Annotated in this window: 18 protein-coding genes; 6 read left to right on the plus strand and 12 right to left on the minus strand. The window is 60.2% G+C overall.

Annotated elements, in window-relative coordinates:
* Window positions 1-177 precede the first annotated feature (177 nt).
* Both ABLV54_RS09710 and ABLV54_RS09715 read right to left on the minus strand, forming a co-directional pair.
* The gene (locus ABLV54_RS09710) at window positions 178-1377 is read right to left on the minus strand and encodes a multidrug efflux MFS transporter (RefSeq protein WP_023288571.1); all 1200 of its coding nucleotides are present in this window, start codon (window positions 1375-1377) and stop codon (window positions 178-180) included.
* Between the two features lie 169 nt (window positions 1378-1546).
* The gene (locus ABLV54_RS09715; protein ID WP_050533106.1) at window positions 1547-2230 is read right to left on the minus strand and encodes an extensin family protein; all 684 of its coding nucleotides are present in this window, start codon (window positions 2228-2230) and stop codon (window positions 1547-1549) included.
* A gap of 99 nt (window positions 2231-2329) precedes the next feature.
* Between ABLV54_RS09715 and ddlA the strand changes: the two genes are divergently transcribed.
* Window positions 2330-3427 carry a D-alanine--D-alanine ligase gene (ddlA, locus tag ABLV54_RS09720; protein ID WP_023288569.1) on the plus strand — a complete coding sequence of 366 codons (1098 nt, stop codon included), beginning with the start codon at window positions 2330-2332 and terminating at the stop codon, window positions 3425-3427.
* A gap of 31 nt (window positions 3428-3458) precedes the next feature.
* Here ddlA and ABLV54_RS09725 read toward each other — a convergent pair whose 3' ends face one another.
* Window positions 3459-3662 (minus strand): DUF2754 family protein, encoded by a 204-nt coding sequence (locus ABLV54_RS09725; RefSeq protein WP_004204881.1) that lies wholly within the window; start codon window positions 3660-3662, stop codon window positions 3459-3461.
* A gap of 252 nt (window positions 3663-3914) precedes the next feature.
* Between ABLV54_RS09725 and ABLV54_RS09730 the strand changes: the two genes are divergently transcribed.
* Window positions 3915-4217 (plus strand): YaiY family protein, encoded by a 303-nt coding sequence (locus ABLV54_RS09730; RefSeq protein ID WP_023288568.1) that lies wholly within the window; start codon window positions 3915-3917, stop codon window positions 4215-4217.
* On the opposite strand, the gene ABLV54_RS09735 is transcribed toward ABLV54_RS09730, so the two are convergent.
* The 3 genes from ABLV54_RS09735 to ABLV54_RS09745 all read right to left on the minus strand — a co-directional run bounded on the left by ABLV54_RS09735 (window position 4214) and on the right by ABLV54_RS09745 (window position 7189).
* Entirely contained in the window at window positions 4214-5320 is a 1107-nt protein-coding gene (locus ABLV54_RS09735; RefSeq protein WP_050533107.1) for a DUF1615 domain-containing protein, read from the minus strand. The genes ABLV54_RS09730 and ABLV54_RS09735 overlap by 4 nt on opposite strands.
* A gap of 18 nt (window positions 5321-5338) precedes the next feature.
* A complete protein-coding gene (gene sbmA / locus ABLV54_RS09740) occupies window positions 5339-6559 on the minus strand; it encodes a peptide antibiotic transporter SbmA (RefSeq protein WP_032453450.1) in 1221 nt (406 codons plus the stop codon).
* Window positions 6560-6676: 117 nt separating this feature from the next.
* The gene (locus ABLV54_RS09745) at window positions 6677-7189 is read right to left on the minus strand and encodes an isochorismatase family protein (RefSeq protein WP_072096510.1); all 513 of its coding nucleotides are present in this window, start codon (window positions 7187-7189) and stop codon (window positions 6677-6679) included.
* A 219-nt stretch (window positions 7190-7408) separates the two neighbouring features.
* On the opposite strand from ABLV54_RS09745, the gene ampH reads away from it, so the two are divergent.
* The 4 genes from ampH to ABLV54_RS09765 all read left to right on the plus strand — a co-directional run bounded on the left by ampH (window position 7409) and on the right by ABLV54_RS09765 (window position 12291).
* The gene (gene ampH / locus ABLV54_RS09750; RefSeq protein WP_004178722.1) at window positions 7409-8569 is read left to right on the plus strand and encodes a D-alanyl-D-alanine-carboxypeptidase/endopeptidase AmpH; all 1161 of its coding nucleotides are present in this window, start codon (window positions 7409-7411) and stop codon (window positions 8567-8569) included.
* 106 nt (window positions 8570-8675) lie between these two features.
* Window positions 8676-9650 (plus strand): porphobilinogen synthase, encoded by a 975-nt coding sequence (gene hemB / locus ABLV54_RS09755; protein ID WP_002890201.1) that lies wholly within the window; start codon window positions 8676-8678, stop codon window positions 9648-9650.
* A gap of 255 nt (window positions 9651-9905) precedes the next feature.
* Window positions 9906-10397, plus strand: a complete 492-nt coding sequence (locus tag ABLV54_RS09760; protein WP_072013399.1) for a transposase — start codon at window positions 9906-9908, stop codon at window positions 10395-10397.
* A 178-nt stretch (window positions 10398-10575) separates the two neighbouring features.
* The gene (locus tag ABLV54_RS09765; protein ID WP_032455618.1) at window positions 10576-12291 is read left to right on the plus strand and encodes a GNAT family N-acyltransferase; all 1716 of its coding nucleotides are present in this window, start codon (window positions 10576-10578) and stop codon (window positions 12289-12291) included.
* 70 nt (window positions 12292-12361) lie between these two features.
* Here the strand turns inward: ABLV54_RS09765 and tauD are convergent, their stop codons facing one another.
* The 6 genes from tauD to mmuP form a co-directional block, all read right to left on the minus strand.
* On the minus strand, window positions 12362-13213 hold the full coding sequence (gene tauD / locus ABLV54_RS09770) for a taurine dioxygenase (RefSeq protein ID WP_017898949.1): 852 nt from the start codon (window positions 13211-13213) through the stop codon (window positions 12362-12364).
* Window positions 13210-14037 (minus strand): taurine ABC transporter permease TauC, encoded by an 828-nt coding sequence (tauC, locus tag ABLV54_RS09775; protein WP_050533109.1) that lies wholly within the window; start codon window positions 14035-14037, stop codon window positions 13210-13212. The genes tauD and tauC overlap by 4 nt, the downstream gene beginning before the upstream one ends.
* Window positions 14034-14801: a taurine ABC transporter ATP-binding subunit gene (gene tauB, locus ABLV54_RS09780; protein ID WP_042939276.1), complete on the minus strand. Its 768-nt coding sequence runs from the start codon at window positions 14799-14801 to the stop codon at window positions 14034-14036. The genes tauC and tauB overlap by 4 nt, the downstream gene beginning before the upstream one ends.
* Window positions 14802-14812: 11 nt before the next feature.
* A complete protein-coding gene (gene tauA, locus ABLV54_RS09785) occupies window positions 14813-15775 on the minus strand; it encodes a taurine ABC transporter substrate-binding protein (protein ID WP_004204897.1) in 963 nt (320 codons plus the stop codon).
* Between the two features lie 240 nt (window positions 15776-16015).
* Entirely contained in the window at window positions 16016-16948 is a 933-nt protein-coding gene (gene mmuM / locus ABLV54_RS09790; protein WP_050533110.1) for a homocysteine S-methyltransferase, read from the minus strand.
* A complete protein-coding gene (mmuP, locus tag ABLV54_RS09795) occupies window positions 16935-18344 on the minus strand; it encodes an S-methylmethionine permease (protein ID WP_032453383.1) in 1410 nt (469 codons plus the stop codon). The genes mmuM and mmuP overlap by 14 nt, the downstream gene beginning before the upstream one ends.
* Window positions 18345-18389: the final 45 nt, after the last annotated feature.

Raw genomic sequence — 18389 nt, forward strand, 5'->3', positions numbered from 1 at the left:
CAAAATACCACTATAAATAGTATTGTTTAATCATGAGCGGCGCTGTTTATAACCAAAGTACGTCGGAAATAATAAAACGGAATAGCGCTCACGCCATGGCGATAACAAAAAGTAATGATAAATCTACTGTCGGTGAAAAACGCTGACGGTATGGCGTTAAATACCGTCAGCCGAGGTTCAGGCCTTCGCCCGGCGGGTGCGGCGCAGCATCCATGCCAGCTGCCAGAGGTTGATGAAGACGATAATGGCAGTGGCAATAAATACCCAGCGGAAGCCGGCCATCGCCGATACGGAGGCGCCAATCAGCGGCCCGGCGACGTTGCCCAGATACATAAACGACTGGTTATAGCCAAAGATGCGCCCGGTGACGCTGTCGCTACTGTATTTCAGCAGCAGGGTCTGCACCGCCGGAAGCATCGCGCCATCGGCAAAGCCGAGCAGAAAACGTAGCGTCCCCAGCTGCAGCGGGGTGGTGACAAAGGACATGGCGAAGAACATCACCACCGCGCAACAGAGCGTCGCCAGCAGGATCCGCGAAGTGCCGATGCGGTCGCCAAGCTTACCCAGCCGTGGGGCAGAGATCAGCGCCGACACCCCGGGCACCGCGGCGATCATCCCGGCCAGAAAAGCGATATTGTTGCTGTCCGGCGCCATCGACTTGATAAACAGCGCCAGGATCGGGCCAATTGAGCCGTTGCACAACTGGATCACCAGGGTGGTGAAAAAGAGGCTGATCACCAGCCCCGGATAGGGCAAGGAGGCAAAGACCTGTTTCCCGGTGAGACGATCGGTTTTGCTGACCGGCGGGCGGCCCCCCTCTTTGATCAGAAACAGGGTGACCAGAAAACTGATGGTCAGCAGGATCGCCGTAATAAAAAAGACCATCCGCAGCCCGACGTGGTCCGCCAGGAAACCGCCCAGCAGCGGGCCGCCGATCACCCCGCTGATTTGCGCCGTCGACAGGGTGCTCAGCGCCCAGCCGCTACGCTCGCGCGGCACCTGGGAGGCCACCAGCGCCATGGCGTTGGGGATATAACCGGAGGTTAAGCCCATGATCGCCCGCAGGATAAACAGCTGCCAGACGTTGGTGGCGAAGGCCTGAAGTAAAATGGCGATCGCCATTCCCAGCGAGGCGCGCAGCAGCATCAGCTTGCGGCCTTTGCGGTCCGCGAGGCTCCCCCACATCGGCGAGACGATCGCCGAGACCAGAAAGGTGACGCTGAAGGTCAGCCCTGACCACATCGACAGCGCTTCATGCGAGGTGACGCCCAGCTGGGAGACGTAGAGGGGTAAAAAGGGGAGAATTTGACTGATCGCCAGGCCGGTAAAAAAGCACCCAAACCAGACGGAGATGAGATTAACCTTCCAGGATTCCATAACTACGCGTATTCATTAATGATTTGCCAATTATTACCTAGCTTAGCAATTTCATTCCACTGGTGTACTACCATAGATGCGCTGGCGGTGAGTTTGGTGTTTTATGAATGCGCATGAGAGGCTGACGAAGTATTTTCTGGTCATTCAGGCTGCTCACAGGGCTTTATGCTCAAAAGCAGAAGCCCTGCCCGCGCATGCCAAAGTGAAAATGGTTGGCGTGCGCCGCGTTGTACTCCGGCCCCAGCGCGTTGCCGAAGTAAGGGCAGCTGTTGCTTAGCAGCGCCGCCAGCCAGGGGTGAGAGCGCTCGCTGCGCCAGCCCTGCAGGACGCTGATGCGTCTGCCGTCCGTCAAGCGGAAGCCGCTAACATCAAGGGCATCCGCCGTCGCGTGTTCACTGCGCCGCGCCTGTTCCCGATGGTAGATATTACGGCAGGCGAAGCTGCCGAGATGATCGATCTGGCGCAGATCGCTGGCCATCAGCTGACGGGTCAGCGGCTTCGCCTGCTGTTCGACGTACAGCGCGCTGCTGAGCGCCAGCGGGCAGCTGGCGAGGAAACTGCTGCTCAGCTGCACCGAGCCAAAATTAGCCACCCGCACCACGTTACGCAGCGGGCAGGCGCCCTCGCTGTCGGCCACCGGCTGGCTGGCGATGAACCGCCGGCGGTTGGCCTCCGCCAGCAGAGAGGCGCACTGGTCGGCCGTCAGGCTGCGCAACTTGAACGACGTCAGCCAGCCCGGGGGATCGTCAAGGGCCAGCGGCGCCAGCGGATTCAGGTGTGGCGGCAGATAGCGATATCCCACCAGGCCCGCGCCGAGCAGCCCGGCCAGCACCAGCAGCGTCTTTCCTCTCACGCCCGCTCCCGTCAATTGATCAGGTAAATATTATGGCAGGCAGGCGGCGGTTTCACATGGTATGTTATGCCCTTTGATGTAATCTGGATGGAAGTTGAAATGGCAAAGATGAGGGTTGGGATCGTTTTTGGCGGTAAGTCGGCAGAGCATGAAGTGTCGCTGCAGTCAGCGAAGAATATCGTGGAAGCGATTGATAAATCACGCTTCGATGTGGTTCTGTTGGGGATTGATAAACAGGGACTATGGCACATCAACGACGCCGGCAACTACCTGCTCAATGCTCAGGATCCTGCCCGCATCGCCCTGCGCCCTTCAACGGTGACCCTGGCGCAGATCCCGGGCCGTGAAGCGCAGCAGCTGATTAACGCCGAAAGCGGCCAGCCGCTGGCGGCCATCGATGTGATTTTCCCCATCGTCCACGGCACGCTGGGCGAAGATGGCTCCCTGCAGGGGATGCTGCGCATGGCCAATCTGCCTTTCGTCGGATCCGATGTGCTGGGCTCTGCGGCCTGTATGGACAAAGATGTGACCAAACGCCTGCTGCGCGACGCCGGGCTCGCCGTCGCGCCGTTTATCACCCTGACCCGCGCCAACCGCGCGCAGTTCAGCTTTGCCGATGTCGAAGCGAAGCTGGGCCTGCCGCTGTTCGTTAAGCCGGCCAACCAGGGATCGTCGGTTGGCGTCAGCAAAGTTAAAAACGAAGAGCAGTACCATCAGGCGGTGGCCCTGGCCTTTGAATTTGACCATAAAGTGGTGGTAGAGCAAGGCATTCAAGGCCGGGAAATTGAGTGTGCGGTGCTGGGTAACGACCACCCGCAGGCCAGTACCTGCGGCGAAATTGTCCTCAACAGCGAGTTTTACGCTTACGACACCAAGTATATCGACGACCAGGGCGCGCAGGTGGTGGTCCCCGCCGCTATCGCCCCGGAGATCAACGACAAGATCCGCGCTATCGCGGTGCAGGCTTACCAGGCCCTGGGCTGCAGCGGCATGGCCCGCGTCGACGTCTTCCTCACCGCCGACAACGAGGTGGTGATCAACGAGATCAACACCCTGCCGGGCTTCACCAACATCAGCATGTATCCGAAGCTGTGGCAGGCCAGCGGCCTCGATTACACCAGTCTGATCACTCGCCTGATTGAGCTGGCGCTGGAGCGCCATGCCGCGGACCGGGCGCTGAAAACCTCCATGAACTAAAACGCGTTTACCCCGCCTGGCAGCGGCGGCCTCAGGCCTCTTCTGCCGGGCGGCGGCGGATCACAAAGCCCGCGATCCAGAAGCTTATCACCCAGGTGACCAGACCGACGGCGTAAGATTGCCAGCCCTGCGTCTCAAACCCCAGCAGCCCCACCACGCCATTTAGAATAAAAATTAACCCCAGCGCCACCGCGTAGTAGTGCCAGTCGCGGCGAATTTTATCAGTGAGCTTCATGCGGCCTCCAACAGCAAAAAATGCATCTTCGCATAGCCGCCCGCGGCGGTCTGTAGCGATATGGAGAATGTTGCTGGATTGCGACGCCGGTCTCCCTTTTCCCTTCCTGTGGCGCGGTTAACACAACGGCGAAAACAGGATTATTCCTGGAGGGCAATTACCAGCAATCTGATACTGGCGACGGCGTCGCACTGCCAGAATACCTGCCATAGAGCTGGAGAAAAAACCAGCAGTACAGAGGTGGGAGGGCCTATGGCTGAATTCAGTTTTTCAAAATCGCTTTTGGGAAATAAAAAAAGAGGGGCGCTGACCGGCAGCCATGTCGCTTACGGACTGTTCGTCCTGATCTGCTGCTGGGCCGGCGCGCAGATGCTCAGCATGCTGATCCACGCCCCGGGAGTTTTTGAGCGCCTGATGCAGGCCCAAGACGCCAGCCGTCCGCAGGTCGATATCAGCCTCGCCGTTGGCACCCTCTTTGGCCTGATCCCTTTTCTGATCGGCTGCTCGTTCATCGGGCTGCTGGCGCTCATTGTGCGCTGGCGTCGGCGCCGTTAACGCCGCGCCATACAGCTTGCCCGCCGCTCATCGACCCGTTTCGCAAACCACGCCGTCGTCAGATTACGGGTGATTTTCGGACTCTCAAGCTGGATCCCCGGCAACATCTCCCGCGGCAGGGTTTTGCCCGTTTTTTTATCCGCGAGGCGGAAAACCTGTTGATAGAGGTCGGTCTTCTCAAACGCCAGGCTGTCGCCCTTTTTCAGCTGGCTATGGATCTCGCTGTCGCTCATCCCCAGCTGGCCCGCCAGGCGGCGCACCGCCAGCTCGGTGCTGCCCGGCTCATCGCTGTCATAGCGGATAAGGTCGCCGTCGAGCGCCAGTTTCACCCCGCTGGCTTTCACCACCGCGTTCTGGAAGGCGGCGTTACGGCTGGCATACCAGCCGGCGTTAAAGTCGGCAAAACGGTACAGCGGCACGCTGTAGCTGGCCGGGTAGTTCAGCAGATGATAGGTGCCAAACCACAGGCCGCCGCGCAGGCTGAAGACCTCCTGGCGCACCGTACCGTTCATTTTCCACGGGTAGCCGGAGGTGTGCTGCTCGGCAAAGGCGATGCTGACCTGCATTGGGCCGCCGGTGTGCACCGGGTTCAGGGAGCCGAACAGCTTCTGCCCCATCGGCACCATCCCGATAAAGTCATCAAAAATAGCGCTCAGCTGCTTTTCCGTCTTCACGTTGTCCAGACGGTCGCTGTAGCTTTTGCCGTTTGGCGAGGTGATCTTCAGCGCGGTATGGACCAGAAACAGCGGAATGTGCATTTTTTCCGCCCGGCGGTCGATCTCCTGCCAGGCGATTTTATTCAGCCCCGGCACCACCGGGTCGGACTGATAATTGGACTCCTGCTGCGCGACCGCCAGCACCGAGCAGACGTTCTCTTCCGTCGGCGCCAGCTTCTGGCTGTCAAAGGCGGTGGCGATGGCTTGCGCCCAGGCCTCCCGATCCTTGACGCTGGCGGGCATTTTCTGCCGCACCACCGACGCCACGTCAACGGGCTTCTCGCCCTCTTTCAACACCGGCGCCTGTTGGCTGGTACAGGCGCTTAGCACCACGGCCGCCAGCAGCGTCAATGAACCGGGTATTATGCGCGATAAACGTGCGGCCATCCTGCTTCCTTGTCTTGATTAACGTAATGTCGGGATCGCTTCCTGCAGCGGCTTGCCGTCCAGTTCGCGCTCAAAGCTGCGCAGACGTTTGTAGATGGACATCAGTTCCACCAGCGTCGTCCACGAGCTGATCAGGTACTGGAACGAACCGCGCACCTGGCCGAAAACGTTGGTAATTTGCGTCATCAGCCCGAGGGTAATCGTACCGGCAACGATCGACGGAAACAGCAGGAAAAGGCCGAAAACGTTATCCACCTGCAGATAGAGAATGCGGGCGATATTGAAATACATATAGTGGAAATAGAGACGGAAATAGTTGCGACGCACCGCGCTGAACAGCTCGCGCACCGTCGGCGGCGTGGCGCGGGTTTCATCGTCCTCGCCGTAGACCAGCTCTTTACGATAGGCCGCTTCCACGCGCTGGTTTTTAAACTCCAGACCCGGCAGCTTAATCCCCACCACCGCCAGCAGGCCGGTCCCCATCAGCGACCAGACGATCGCGGCAATCACCAGGCCATACGGCAAGTGACCGACGATAGGCAGGTCGGGAACGTGTTGCGAGAGCGTCACCAGCACCGGCAGGAAGGCGATCAGGGTCATCACCGCGTTGATAAAGCTCACGCCCATATCCTCCAGGGTGGAGGCGAAGCGCATGGTGTCTTCCTGCACACGTTGCGCGGCGCCTTCGATATGGCGCAGATGCTGCCAGTGGGCCATGTAGTGTTCGTTCATCGCCGTGCGCCAGCGGAAGACGTAGTGGCTGACGAAAAAGTTGTTCATCACGCCGATGATCACCGCGATGAGCGCGATGCCGAGAAAGATGCCGATCTCATGATAAAACTGGTTGATGCTGACCTTATGCGGGGTGGCCAGCGCGCTCTGGATCAGGTCATAGAACGGCGCATACCAGGCGTTGATCGCCACCCCCACTTCCACCAGAAACCAGGTGACGAAGATGATGAGCGACGTGCCGAGAATCGACCAGTACTGCCAGCGATGCGGGCAGTAGACAAACCAGAACAGCGCAAACACGCCGACGCAAAACAGATAGTAAGCGTAGAACACCAGATAGTTGAGCGACCAGAAGCGCGCCGCGCTGATCGCCACATCCTGCGATGCCCCGGTGACCCGCAGCAGCCAGTCGCCGCCGCCCGCCTGCCAAAAGATCACCGCCAGCAGCGACCAGATAAAGGCAGAAATAAAAAACGGCCCCGGTTTGGGGAAAAAAGATTTAAACATCATTGTCTCCTGCTAACTTCTTATCGTTCTGCTATTGCTGTATACGACGCATACGTCGGCCGCCGCGTGAAAGCGTTCTCGCGGGGCAGACGGATGATAAGACCGGATATCAACAGCTTAGTTCTGCTGCCAGGCGTGCAGAATTGTTTCTGTGGGTTTCACCTGTAAAGGATTGCCAGGAACGGTCAGCGTACGCCACACCTCATTGTAGTGGGCGATGAGCGTCGCGGCCTGCGCGGCGGGGCGGTTGGCGGTGGTGTGGGCATCTTCCGCGATAACAATGCCGTACCCGCGGCTGGCGCCGTTTTTAATGGTGGTGTCGAGGCAGTAGTCGGTGGCGCAACCGCAGATGACGAACTGCTGAATGTCGTGTTCCCGCAGCACCTGCTCCAGCGAGGTGTGGTAGAAGGCGTCGCAGGCGGTTTTGGTGACATACAGCGCGCCGGCCGGCTGTTCCAGCTCAGGGAGCAGGGCGAAGCCTTCGCTGCCGGCTTCGAGGCCGCCGGCCTCATCATGCTGAATAAAAATCACTTTATCCGCCGCGCGCACCAGACGATTAATTTGCGCGACGCAGCGCTCGCGCGCCAGACGCGGCGTGGCGAACACGCCGTTTTGCATATCCACGACCATCACTACCCGTTGAGCCGCCATTGTTTTCTCCCGCAAACCTTCAGCCAAACGGTCATCATACGCGCCGGCGAAAAAAGCCGGTATCCGAAAGCGTAAAAAAGTCTTTTTTACGCACCGTTACCTTTTTCCTGCAGGAATGTCGTGAATCCCGCTTTGTTCTGCGCCACTTCGTAGTATAAATACCCTCTTCTTTTTTATTTATTTAATGGATGATCTCCGTTGAAACGTAGTTTGCTCATTTTTGCTGCGCTGTGCGCGGCGTCGTGGACCTCGGTGCAGGCCGCACAGCCTACCGTTGACCCGGTTTTCGCCTCGGATGTGGTCGATCGTTACGCCAATCATATCTACTACGGCAGCGGCGCCACCGGCATGGCGCTGGTGGTGATCGATGGCAATCAGCGTGTGTTTCGCAGCTTTGGCGAAACCCGCCCGGGGAATAATCAGCACCCGCAGCTCGACTCGGTGATCCGTATCGCCTCCCTCAGCAAACTGATGACCAGCGAGATGCTGGTGAAGCTGCTCGACCAGGGGGTGGTGAAACTCAACGATCCGCTGAGCAAATACGCTCCGCCGGGCGCCCGAGTGCCTGACTGGCAGGGAAAACCAATCACTCTGGTGAATCTCGCGACCCATACCAGCGCCCTGCCGCGCGAACAGCCTGGCGGCGCCGCTCATCGTCCGGTGTTTGTCTGGCCAACCCGCCAGCAGCGCTGGAACTGGCTCTCAACCGCCACCCTGAAGACCGCGCCCGGCTCGCAAGCGGCCTACTCCAACCTGGCCTTCGATTTACTGGCGGACGCGCTCTCCACCGCCGCCGGCAAACCTTATCCGCAGCTGTTTGAAGAGCAGATCACCCGGCCGCTGGGGATGAAGGACACTACTTTTACCCCATCGCCGGATCAGTGCCAGCGGCTGATGATCCCGGAGAAAGGCGCCAGCCCGTGTAACAACACCCTGGCGGCGATCGGCAGCGGCGGCGTCTACTCGACGCCGGGGGATATGATGCGCTGGATGCAGCAGTTCCTGTCATCCGATTTCTATACCCGCAGCCAGCAGGCCGACCGGATGCAGACGCTGATTTATCAGCGTAACCAGCTGACTCGGGTGATCGGTATGGACGTGCCTGGCCGCGCCGACGCGCTGGGGCTTGGCTGGGTGTATATGAAGCCGAAGAATGGCCATCCGGGGATTATTCAGAAAACCGGCGGCGGCGGCGGGTTTATCACCTATATGGCGATGAATCCGCAGGCTAACGTCGGCGCTTTTGTGGTGGTGACCCGCTCGCCGTTAACCCGCTTCAACAATATGAGCGATGGCATCAACGACCTGGTCAGCGAGCTGAGCGGCGCGCAGCCCAACATGCAGACGGCCAGCCAGTAAGCCCGGGGGAGGTTTCGCCGATGCGACATAACGATCGTTTTGGCGAAACATCCCGCTGCCATTTCAGTTACACTACCGTCTTTCATTTCACAAAATCAGGCAAACCATGACAGATTTAATCACTCGCCCCCGCCGCCTGCGTCAATCCGCTGCGCTGCGCGCCCTGTTTGAAGAGACAACACTGAGTTTGAACGACCTGGTGTTGCCGATCTTTGTTGAAGAAGAAATTGATGATTACAAAGCGATCGAGGCTATGCCCGGCGTGATGCGTATTCCGGAAAAATATCTGGCGCGTGAGATCGAACGCATCGCCAATGCCGGCATTCGCTCGGTGATGACCTTTGGCATTTCTCATCACACCGACGCCACCGGCAGCGATACCTGGAATGAAAATGGTCTGGTGGCGCGTATGTCGCGGATCTGTAAGTCCACGGTGCCGGAGATGATCGTCATGTCCGATACCTGCTTCTGCGAATACACCTCCCACGGCCACTGTGGCGTGCTGTGCGACCACGGGGTGGACAACGACGCGACCCTGGAAAACCTCGGCAAACAGGCCGTTGTCGCCGCCGCCGCCGGCGCGGACTTCATCGCCCCTTCCGCCGCGATGGATGGTCAGGTGCAGGCGATTCGCCGCTCGCTGGACGCTGCCGGCTTCACCAATACGGCGATCATGTCCTACTCGACCAAGTTCGCGTCTTCCTTCTACGGCCCGTTCCGCGAAGCGGCCGGTACCGCGCTGAAGGGCGATCGTAAAACCTATCAGATGAGCCCGATGAACCGCCGGGAAGCCATTCGCGAGTCGCTGCTCGATGAAGCCCAGGGCGCCGACTGCCTGATGGTGAAACCGGCCGGCGCCTACCTGGATATTCTGCGCGATATCCGCGAGCGCAGCGATCTGCCGCTCGGCGCGTATCAGGTCAGCGGGGAGTACGCGATGATCAAATTCGCCGCCCAGGCGGGCGCTATCGATGAAGAGAAAGTGGTTCTGGAAAGCCTTGGCGCGATCAAACGCGCGGGCGCCGACCTGATCTTCAGCTATTTCGCCCTCGACCTGGCCGAGAAAAAAATCCTCCGTTAAGCCTCCCTCTCCCCGGTGGCGCTGCGCTTACCGGGGCGACCAAACCTCATCCCCGGTGCGCTGTATTTATCGCGACCACCACACCGTAGCCCGGATAAGGCGCTTGCGCCGCTATCCGGGGACAGGCGCTAACCAATATCTGTAGCTAAAACTTTGCGCGCTGCTTTCCACCTTCTGCGCCTTCTCCTTGGCGTACCGGATTTCGCCTTCTAACGTGTTAAACCACATCATAAATACCGAATTCCAGGAGATCCTGTGGTGGCTTATCGACGTTATTACATTAAGGGGGGAACCTGGTTCTTCACTGTTAACCTTAAAGACCGTAGAAGCATGCACCTAACTGAAAACATAGAATTATTGCGCTACTCTGTCGCCGTTGTTAAACAACATCGCCCCTTTATTATTGATGCCTGGGTGGTGTTGCCTGAACATCTGCATTGCATCTGGACACTACCTCATAATGATGACGATTTTTCTTCACGCTGGAGAGATATCAAAGGCTGTTTTACCAGAACGTTAAAACGACAACCCCTCTGGCAACCGCGCTTCTGGGAGCATGCCATACGCGATGAAGATGATTACCGCCGACACGTTGATTACATCCATATCAATCCACTTAAGCATGGCTGGGTCACCCGGGTGATCGATTGGCCATTTTCAACCTTTCATCGCGATGTCCAGCGCGGGCTATATCCCCCAAATTGGGCTGGCGATAGCTTTGATCTTAGCTGCGGTGAACGCCGATAGCCTCTCCCCGGTGGCGCTGACGCTTACCGGGGCTACAAATCGGCGCCAACCGTAGCCCGGATGAGGCGTTAGCCGCTATCCGGGAAACCTCGCTTGCTGCGACCGAATCTTCACCCAACTGTAATCTGAACGACATCTCTACCTTCTACTGTCTGGGCAGGACGGAGGAGGAGCCACTATGTTTAGTCTCGACAACGTACTCGATGACCTGTGGCCTCAGGCGAGGCCCGCACCCTGGCAAAAGAAACTGTTAAAAAAGCTATTTTATGAGGAAGAGTTTCAACAATTTGCCGACCGTCACCGCCACCTGAAGGGGCTTGATACGGTCGAACAGGTGCTGGAATACCTCAATATCCGCTGCGCCATCCCGGCGCACGATCTCGAACAAATCCCCGAATATGGCCCGCTGGTCATTATCGCCAACCACCCCACCGGCACCCTCGACGGCCTGGCGCTCCTGTATGCGGTATCCCGCGTGCGACGCGACGTCAAAGTGGTCACCAACCGCATGCTCACCCACCTTGAGCCCCTGAGCTCGCTGTTTATCCCGGTGGATAATATTCATGGCCGCACCGCTAAAACGGCGCTGCAGCAGATGGACCAGCAGCTACAGGCTGGTGGGGTGCTGATCTTCTTCCCGGCGGGGGAAGTCTCTCGCCTTACCCGTCGCGGCATTCGCGATAAAAAATGGCACTCGGGCTTTATTAAGCTGGCGGCGAAATATCGCGCCCCGCTGCTGCCGGCGTGGATTCATGCCCACAACAGCGCCCTGTTTTACGCCAGCACCCTGGTCTCCGACAACCTGCCGCTGCTCCTGCTGATGCAGCAGATGTTTCGCCGGCGCAACAGCAGCCTGCCGGTGCGTATCGGCCAGCAGATCCCCTGGTCGAGCTGGTTCGATGCCCAGTCCAGCGCTCGCGAACTTACCGGCCGCTGCTATCAGCACCTTGAACAGCTGCGCAAAGGGCTGCCTGGGCAGTTCAAAACTGAAAGCGCCATCGCCCGCCCGGAAGATCGGGCGCGGCTCAAACGTGAACTGCACAAGGCCGAATGCCTGGGCCGCACCGCCGATGGCAAAGTGATTTACCTCTGGCAGCGCAACGGTCAGGAGGAGGCGCCGTTGCTGCGCGAGCTGGGACGCCTGCGGGAAATCGCCTTCCGCGCGGTTGGCGAAGGCAGCGGCAAACGGCGGGATATCGACGGGTATGACGACGACTATTTGCATCTGATCCTGTGGGATGAAGAAGACCTCGAGATCGTCGGCGCTTACCGCTTTATGCCGACGGCCATCCAGCTGGCAAAGCGCGGCCTGGAGGGGATCTACAGCTCCAGTCTGTTCCACTACGACGGGCGAATGGACGACATCCTGCAGCACGGCATTGAGCTGGGGCGCAGCTTTATCCAGCCGCGCTACTGGGGTCGACGCGGGCTGGACTACCTGTGGTCCGGCATCGGCGCTTATCTGGCGCGCTACCCGCACTATCGCTATCTGTTTGGCCCAGTATCGATTTCTGGTGGGCTGCCGCCCGCCGCTCGCGATCTGCTGGTGGCGTTCTACCGGCTGTGGTTCCCGGCCACGCACCCGCTGGCGGAGTCCCGTCGCCCTTATCCGGCGTCGCTGCCCGATGTGCTGGCGCAGTTTGGCGGGGAGGATTACAACGACGACCTGGCCCGGCTGAAGTCCCTGCTCGGCAACCTCGGCTGCGCGATCCCGCCGCTGTATAAGCAGTACTCGGAAGTGTGCGAGCCGGGCGGCGTGCAGTTTATCGATTTCGGCAGCGATCCGGATTTCAATAACTGCGTGGATGGTCTGGTGCTGGTGGATTTGACCTATCTGAAAGCGAATCGCTATCAGCGCTATATTGGCGCGCATTTAGCTTTGCAGGCCGGATAGCCGGTTTACCCTGCCATCCGGCCAGGATGGCGGATGGCAGGGGTAGTCCTGCAGGCAACATTAACCGCGGCTACGACGCCCGGAAATACGGCTTATCGCCGAGGATCGTCGCCCGGTGCATAATGCGCCGCTGCGGCAGATAGTCGGCATTGGCGTAATGCTGGGTTACCCGGTTATCCCAGATAGCGACATCGTTCGGCTGCCAGCGCCAGCGCACCTGAAACTCCGGTTTGGTGATATGGGCAAACAGGAAGCTCAGCAGCGCCGCGCTCTCTTTCTCGGTCACGTCGACAATCCGCGTGGTAAAGCCTTCATTAACGAACAGCGCCTGCTTGCCGGTCACCGGGTGGGTACGCACCACCGGGTGCAGCAGGGGTGGATGCTTCGCCACCGCCTCCTGCCAGCGCCGATGCTCGGCTTCCGTGTGGTTGTACTTATACTCCTGGAACGATTTACGGAAATCGTGTTCCGCATGCAGGCCGCTCAGCAGCTGCCGGAAGGGTTCTGACAGCGCTTCCCAGGCGGCAATGCCGCTGGTCCACAGAGTATCCCCGCCGGTCGCCGGCAGCTCTTTCGCCGCCAGAATGGCGCCGGCGGGCGGCGTGTCGATAAAGGTGACATCGGTATGCCAGTTGTCATTATCCGGCGGATTATCGTTGTGGGTATCGAGGACGATAATCTCTTCCACGCCAGGGGCGTGAGGGTAGACCGGATGAATATGCAGGTCGCCAAACCGCAGCGCCAGGTCGCGCTGTTGCGCCGGGGTGATATTCTGTTCGCGCAGGAATACCACCTGATGACGCAGCACCGCGTGATACAGCTGCTCAAACTGGTTGTCGCTCAACGGACGGGTTAAATCCGCCCCGGTCACCAGCGCGCCAATATACGGCCCCAGCGGGGTAATGCTCAGACGTTCACTCATTGTACTTCTCCATGCCAGGGCGTCAGGCGGCGCTGCAGCGCGCGCAGCCCCAGTTCCAGTAAAAAGGCGATAATGGCAATGACTGCGATCCCCGCCAGCACCACATCGGTGGCGAGAAACTCGCCGGCGGACTGCACCATAAACCCTAACCCACGGGTGGCGGCGATCAGCTCGGCGGCTACCAGCGTTGACCAGCCCACCCCGAGACCAATGCGCAGCCCGGTGAGGATCTCCGGCAGCGCGCCGGGCAGGATCACCAGCCACAGCACCTGCGCCCGGCTGGCGCCCAGCGAACGGGCGGCGCGAATCCGCACCTGCTGCGCGCTTTTCACCCCCGCCAGCGCCGACATCGCTACCGGGGCGAAAATCGCCAGGTAGATCAGCAGGATCTTTGACGTTTCACCAATGCCAAACCAGATCACCATCAGCGGTAAGTAGGCCAGCGGCGGCACCGGACGATAAAGCTCGATCAGCGGATCGAGGATCCCGCGCACCGTTGAGTTGAGCCCCATGGCGATCCCCACCGGTACGCCGATCAGCACCGCCGCCAGCAGCGCGATAACGATCCGCGTCAGGCTCGCCGCCAGGTGCTGCCAGAGCGTCGCATCCATAAAGCCCTGCGGCCCGGCGATGGTGATAAGCTTCTGCAACACCTGTCCTGGCGGCGGCAGAAACAGCGGGCTAATCAGCTGCAGCGCCGCGACCGCCCACCAGACGGCCAGCAGCACCGCCATGGTCGCCACGCTGAGGGTAAGCTGACGGGAGAGCGGCCAGCGCCATTTCAGCGTCGTCTGACGCGGTTTGTCGTTCAGTACCACGCTCATGAGAAAGCCTCCCGTTGGTCAAACACCCGGCTCAAAATGTATTCCCGCTGTTCAATAAACCGCGGGTCGGATTTGATGCTGCGGCAGGGTTCGCCCGCGACAAAGCGGCGGCTGAAATCTAGCGGCAGCCGCTCCACCACCCGCCCCGGCCCGGGCGACAGCAGCACCAGCTCGGTGGCCATAAAGATGGCCTCTTCAATGTCATGAGTGATCAGCAGCACCTGTTTGCCGGTCTCATGCCACAGTTTCAGCAGCAATGTCTGCATCTGCTCGCGGGTAAAAGCGTCAAGCGCGCCGAAGGGCTCATCCAGCAGCAACAGCTGCGGATTCGCCGCCAGCGCCCGGGCGATGCCCACCCGCTGGCGTTGACCGCCGGACAGCTGCCAGATAAAGCGTTTTTCCGCCCCTTCGAGACCCACCTTCTTCAGCATCTGCGCCGCCGCTTGCCGGCGCTGCGCTTTATCCACGCCCGCCAGCTGCAGACCCAGCGCCACGTTATCCTGCACATTGCGCCACGGCAGCAGACCTTCATTCTGGAAGACCACGCCGCGCTCTGCGCCCGGCCCGGTCACCCGCTGACCTTCGAGGGTGATGCTGCCGTGCTGATAGGGCACGAATCCGGCAATCAGGTTCAGCAGGGTAGTTTTACCGCAGCCCGAAGGCCCCAGCACCACCAACAGCTCCCCACTCTCCAGCGTCAGGTTGATATCCGCCAGCGCCGGTTTACCGCCGTAGTCGGCGGAAAGATGCGAGATTTGCAGCATCGCCGCCTCCTTTACTTCACAAAGCGGTCAGTGACGTACTGACGATAATCGGTTCCCGCCGCAGGCACTTTGCCCTGCTCTTTCAGGAAGCGCGCGGTATCCACGATGGCCTGATTGACCGGCCCGTTCAGCGCCTGCGCCTGCTCAGCGGCGGTGAGATAGGTATTGCCCTTCACCAGCCCCGGGACATCGGCTTCCGGCACCCCGCTCAGGCGCGCCAGCTTGCTGATGTTGTCCGGCTGTTTCAGCCATGCCTCCGGGTTGGCGATGTAGGGCTGCTGGGCGTCGATGGCGCTTTTAGCGAACGCTTTGACAATCTCCGGATGCTGCTCGGCGAAGTCCTTACGGACCACCCAGACGTCCAGGGTCGGCGCGCCCCACTCCCCAACCTGCGCGGAATCGGTCAGCACCTTGCCCTCTTTTTCCAGTTCATTAACCGCTGGCGCCCAGACGTAAGCGCCATCGATATCCCCGCGCTGCCAGGCGGCGATAATCGCCGGCGGCTGCAGGTTAATAATCTGCACCTGGCCCGGCTTGATGCCCCAGTGTTTGAGCGCCGACAGCAGGCTATAGTGGGTGGTGGAGATAAACGGCACGGCGATGCGCTTGCCGATCAGATCTTCCGGTTTGGTGATGCTTTTCTTCACCACCAGCGCTTCGGAGTTGCCGAGCTTTGAAGCGAGCAGGAACACTTCAATCGGCACCTGCTGGCTGGCGGCCACCGCCAGCGGGCTGGAGCCGATATTGCCGATCTGCACATCGCCGGAGGCCAGAGCCCGCACCACGCTGGCGCCGCTGTCAAATTTCCGCCAGTCGACGGTCGCCCCGCTGGTTTTGGCGAAGGTGTTGTCCGCCTGGGCGACTTTCGCCGGCTCAGCGGAGGTTTGATACGCCACGGTAACGTTGACCGCCTGCGCCTGGAAGGCGGCGACGGCCAGCGCCGCCAGAAGAGTAATTCGCGATGTGAATGCCATAATGTCTGCTTCCCCTGAGTTGTTATAGGTGCAGTATTTCCGGCATCAGGATGGAGATGAAGTAATTAAAAATTCTGGCTAATAGCGAATCGTTTTTAGAACAAAAGCGGGAAAGGATAGTTGATTTTGAGCGATTGGTTGGTGGCAGATGGTTGGCGCCGGGTGGCGGCTGCGCCTTGCCCGGCCTACAGATCGCGCAAGGTGTAGGCCGGGTAAGCGCAGCGCCACCCGGCACAAAACTCAGCGCTTCGCGTTAAGCTCAGCGATATCCTTCGGCGTGGTGCGGCAGCAGCCGCCGATCAGCCTCGCCCCGGCCGCCAGCCACTGCGGCAGATAATCCGTCAGGCTGGCGCAGGCTTCGCCATGATGGTGCCAGGTCTTGCTCACCGCATCATAATGCTCACCGGAGTTAGGATAGACCACCAGCGGCAGCGCCGTCAGGCTGTGCAGATGCGCCAGCGCCGCGGGCGTATTTTCCAGCGCGATACAGTTGATGCCCACCGCCACCACCTGCGGGTTATCCGCCAGGGCGGCCATCACCTCGCGCAGCGGCGTGCCATCGCTGAGATGTTCGGCGTCGCGCAGCGTGAAGGAGTACCAGGCGCGGGCGCGGGGATACTCCTGCAGCAGGGCTGTCAGGGCCTGGATCTCGGCGAATGACGGCAGGGTTTCACAGGCCAGCAGGTCGGCGCCCGCATCCAGCAGCGCTTCGACGCGCGGGCGGTGGAAAGCCTGGAACTCTGCCGCGCTGCGCCGATAATCGCCGCGATACTCCGAGCCGTCGGCAAGAAACGCGCCATACGGCCCCACCGAACCGGCGACCAGCAGCGTGCCGGCCTGCGGGTTCTCGGCGAGGTACGCCTCGCGCGCTTTGCGCGCCAGCTCGACGCTTTTGCCGATCAGCGCCCGGGACTGCGCATCATCCAGGCCGCGCGCGGCAAAGCCGGCGGGAGTGGCCTGATAGCTGGCGGTGATCGCCACCTGCGCTCCGGCGCGAAAGTAGTCGAGATGCACATCGCGGATCAGCTGCGGGTTCTCCAGCAGCACTTTCGCCGACCACAGGCTGTCAGCCAGATCGCAGCCGCGGGCCTCCAGCTCGGTGGCCATGGCGCCGTCCAGCAGCACAAAAGGCTGGGCGGCAAGCAGGGCGGTAAACGGATTAGTCTGCGACATGTTGAGGCTCCTGAGTCATTTTCCGTGAACGAGTAAGATACCAGGCACCATAGCACAGGGCCACAAAGGGGATCCCGCACCACAGCGCAATTCTCTGGCTCGGGTCAAAAGCGAGGCCCACGCAGGCCACCAGGCACAGCACAAAGCCCAGAATCGGCACCACCGGATACCAGGGGGCGCGATACTGCAGATCGCTCAGCGCCTTACCCTGCTGCAGATGGCGGCGGCGGAACATAAAGTGCGAGGCGCAGATGCTCAACCACACCGCCACCACCGCAAAGCCGGAGATCGCCGACAGCGCCACAAACACCGTATCGGGCGCCACCACGCTGGAGAACAGCGCCAGCACGCCGCCCAGCATACTCACCGACAGCGCGGTCACCGGCACGCCCCGTTTATTGACTTTGGCAAAGCAGGCCGGCAGCGTCTTCTCGTTCGACAGCGACCACAGCATCCGCCCGGAAGCGTACAGGCCGGAGTTGGCCGCCGAGAGGATCGCCGTCAGGATCACGAAGTTGAAAATATCCGCCGCGTAAGGGATGCCCACCTTTTCAAACACCAGCACGAAGGGGCTTTTCTCCACCCCCGCCTGCTGCATTGGGATCAGCGCCGCCAGCACAAACACGGTGCCGATAAAGAAAATAATCAGCCGGGCGATGGTGGTGCGAATGGCGACCGGAATGACCTTATGCGGGTTTTCCGTCTCTCCGGCGGCAATGCCGATAAGCTCCGTCCCGGAGAAGGCGAAGTTCACCGCCACCATGGTCATCAGGATCGGCAGGCCGCCGTGCGGGAACCAGCCTTCGGCGGTGAGATTGCGCAGGCCCGGCGCCGGGGAGCCATCCTGCATCGGAATGATGCCGAAAATGGCCGCGCCGCCGAGAATAATAAACGCGATGATGGTGATCACTTTCACCAGCGAGAACCAGAACTCGCCTTCGGCGAAGAAGCGGGTCGAAATGATGTTAAGACCGAAAATCACCGCGCAGAACACCACGCACCAGATCCAGACCGGCACCTGCGGGAACCAGTACTGCATACAGAAGCCGGCGGCGGTGAAGCTCGAACCCAGCGCCACCGTCCACGTCAGCCAGTAGAGCCACGCCACGGTATAGCCCGTCGCCGGGCCAAGGTAGCGCGCCGCGTAAACGTGGAAGGCGCCGGTCTCCGGCATCGCCACCGACAGTTCGCCGAGGCACTGCATCACCAGCCAGACCACCAGGGCGCCAATCAGATACGCCAGCAGCGTTCCGGCCGCGCCGGTGGTGGAGATGATATAGCCGGTATTAAAGAACAGGCCGGTGCCAATCACGCCGCCCAGCGACAGCATGATCAGATGGCGCGTTTTCATGGTGCGCTTCAGTTGCCCACCTTGTTGTTGTGTTGTGCTTTGCATTTTATTTTCTCACGCCAGCCCGCTTGCCCGGGCCATGATGCGTAT

The organism is Klebsiella sp. JB_Kp042 (assembly GCF_040065275.1).
GTDB lineage: Bacteria > Pseudomonadota > Gammaproteobacteria > Enterobacterales > Enterobacteriaceae > Klebsiella > Klebsiella quasipneumoniae.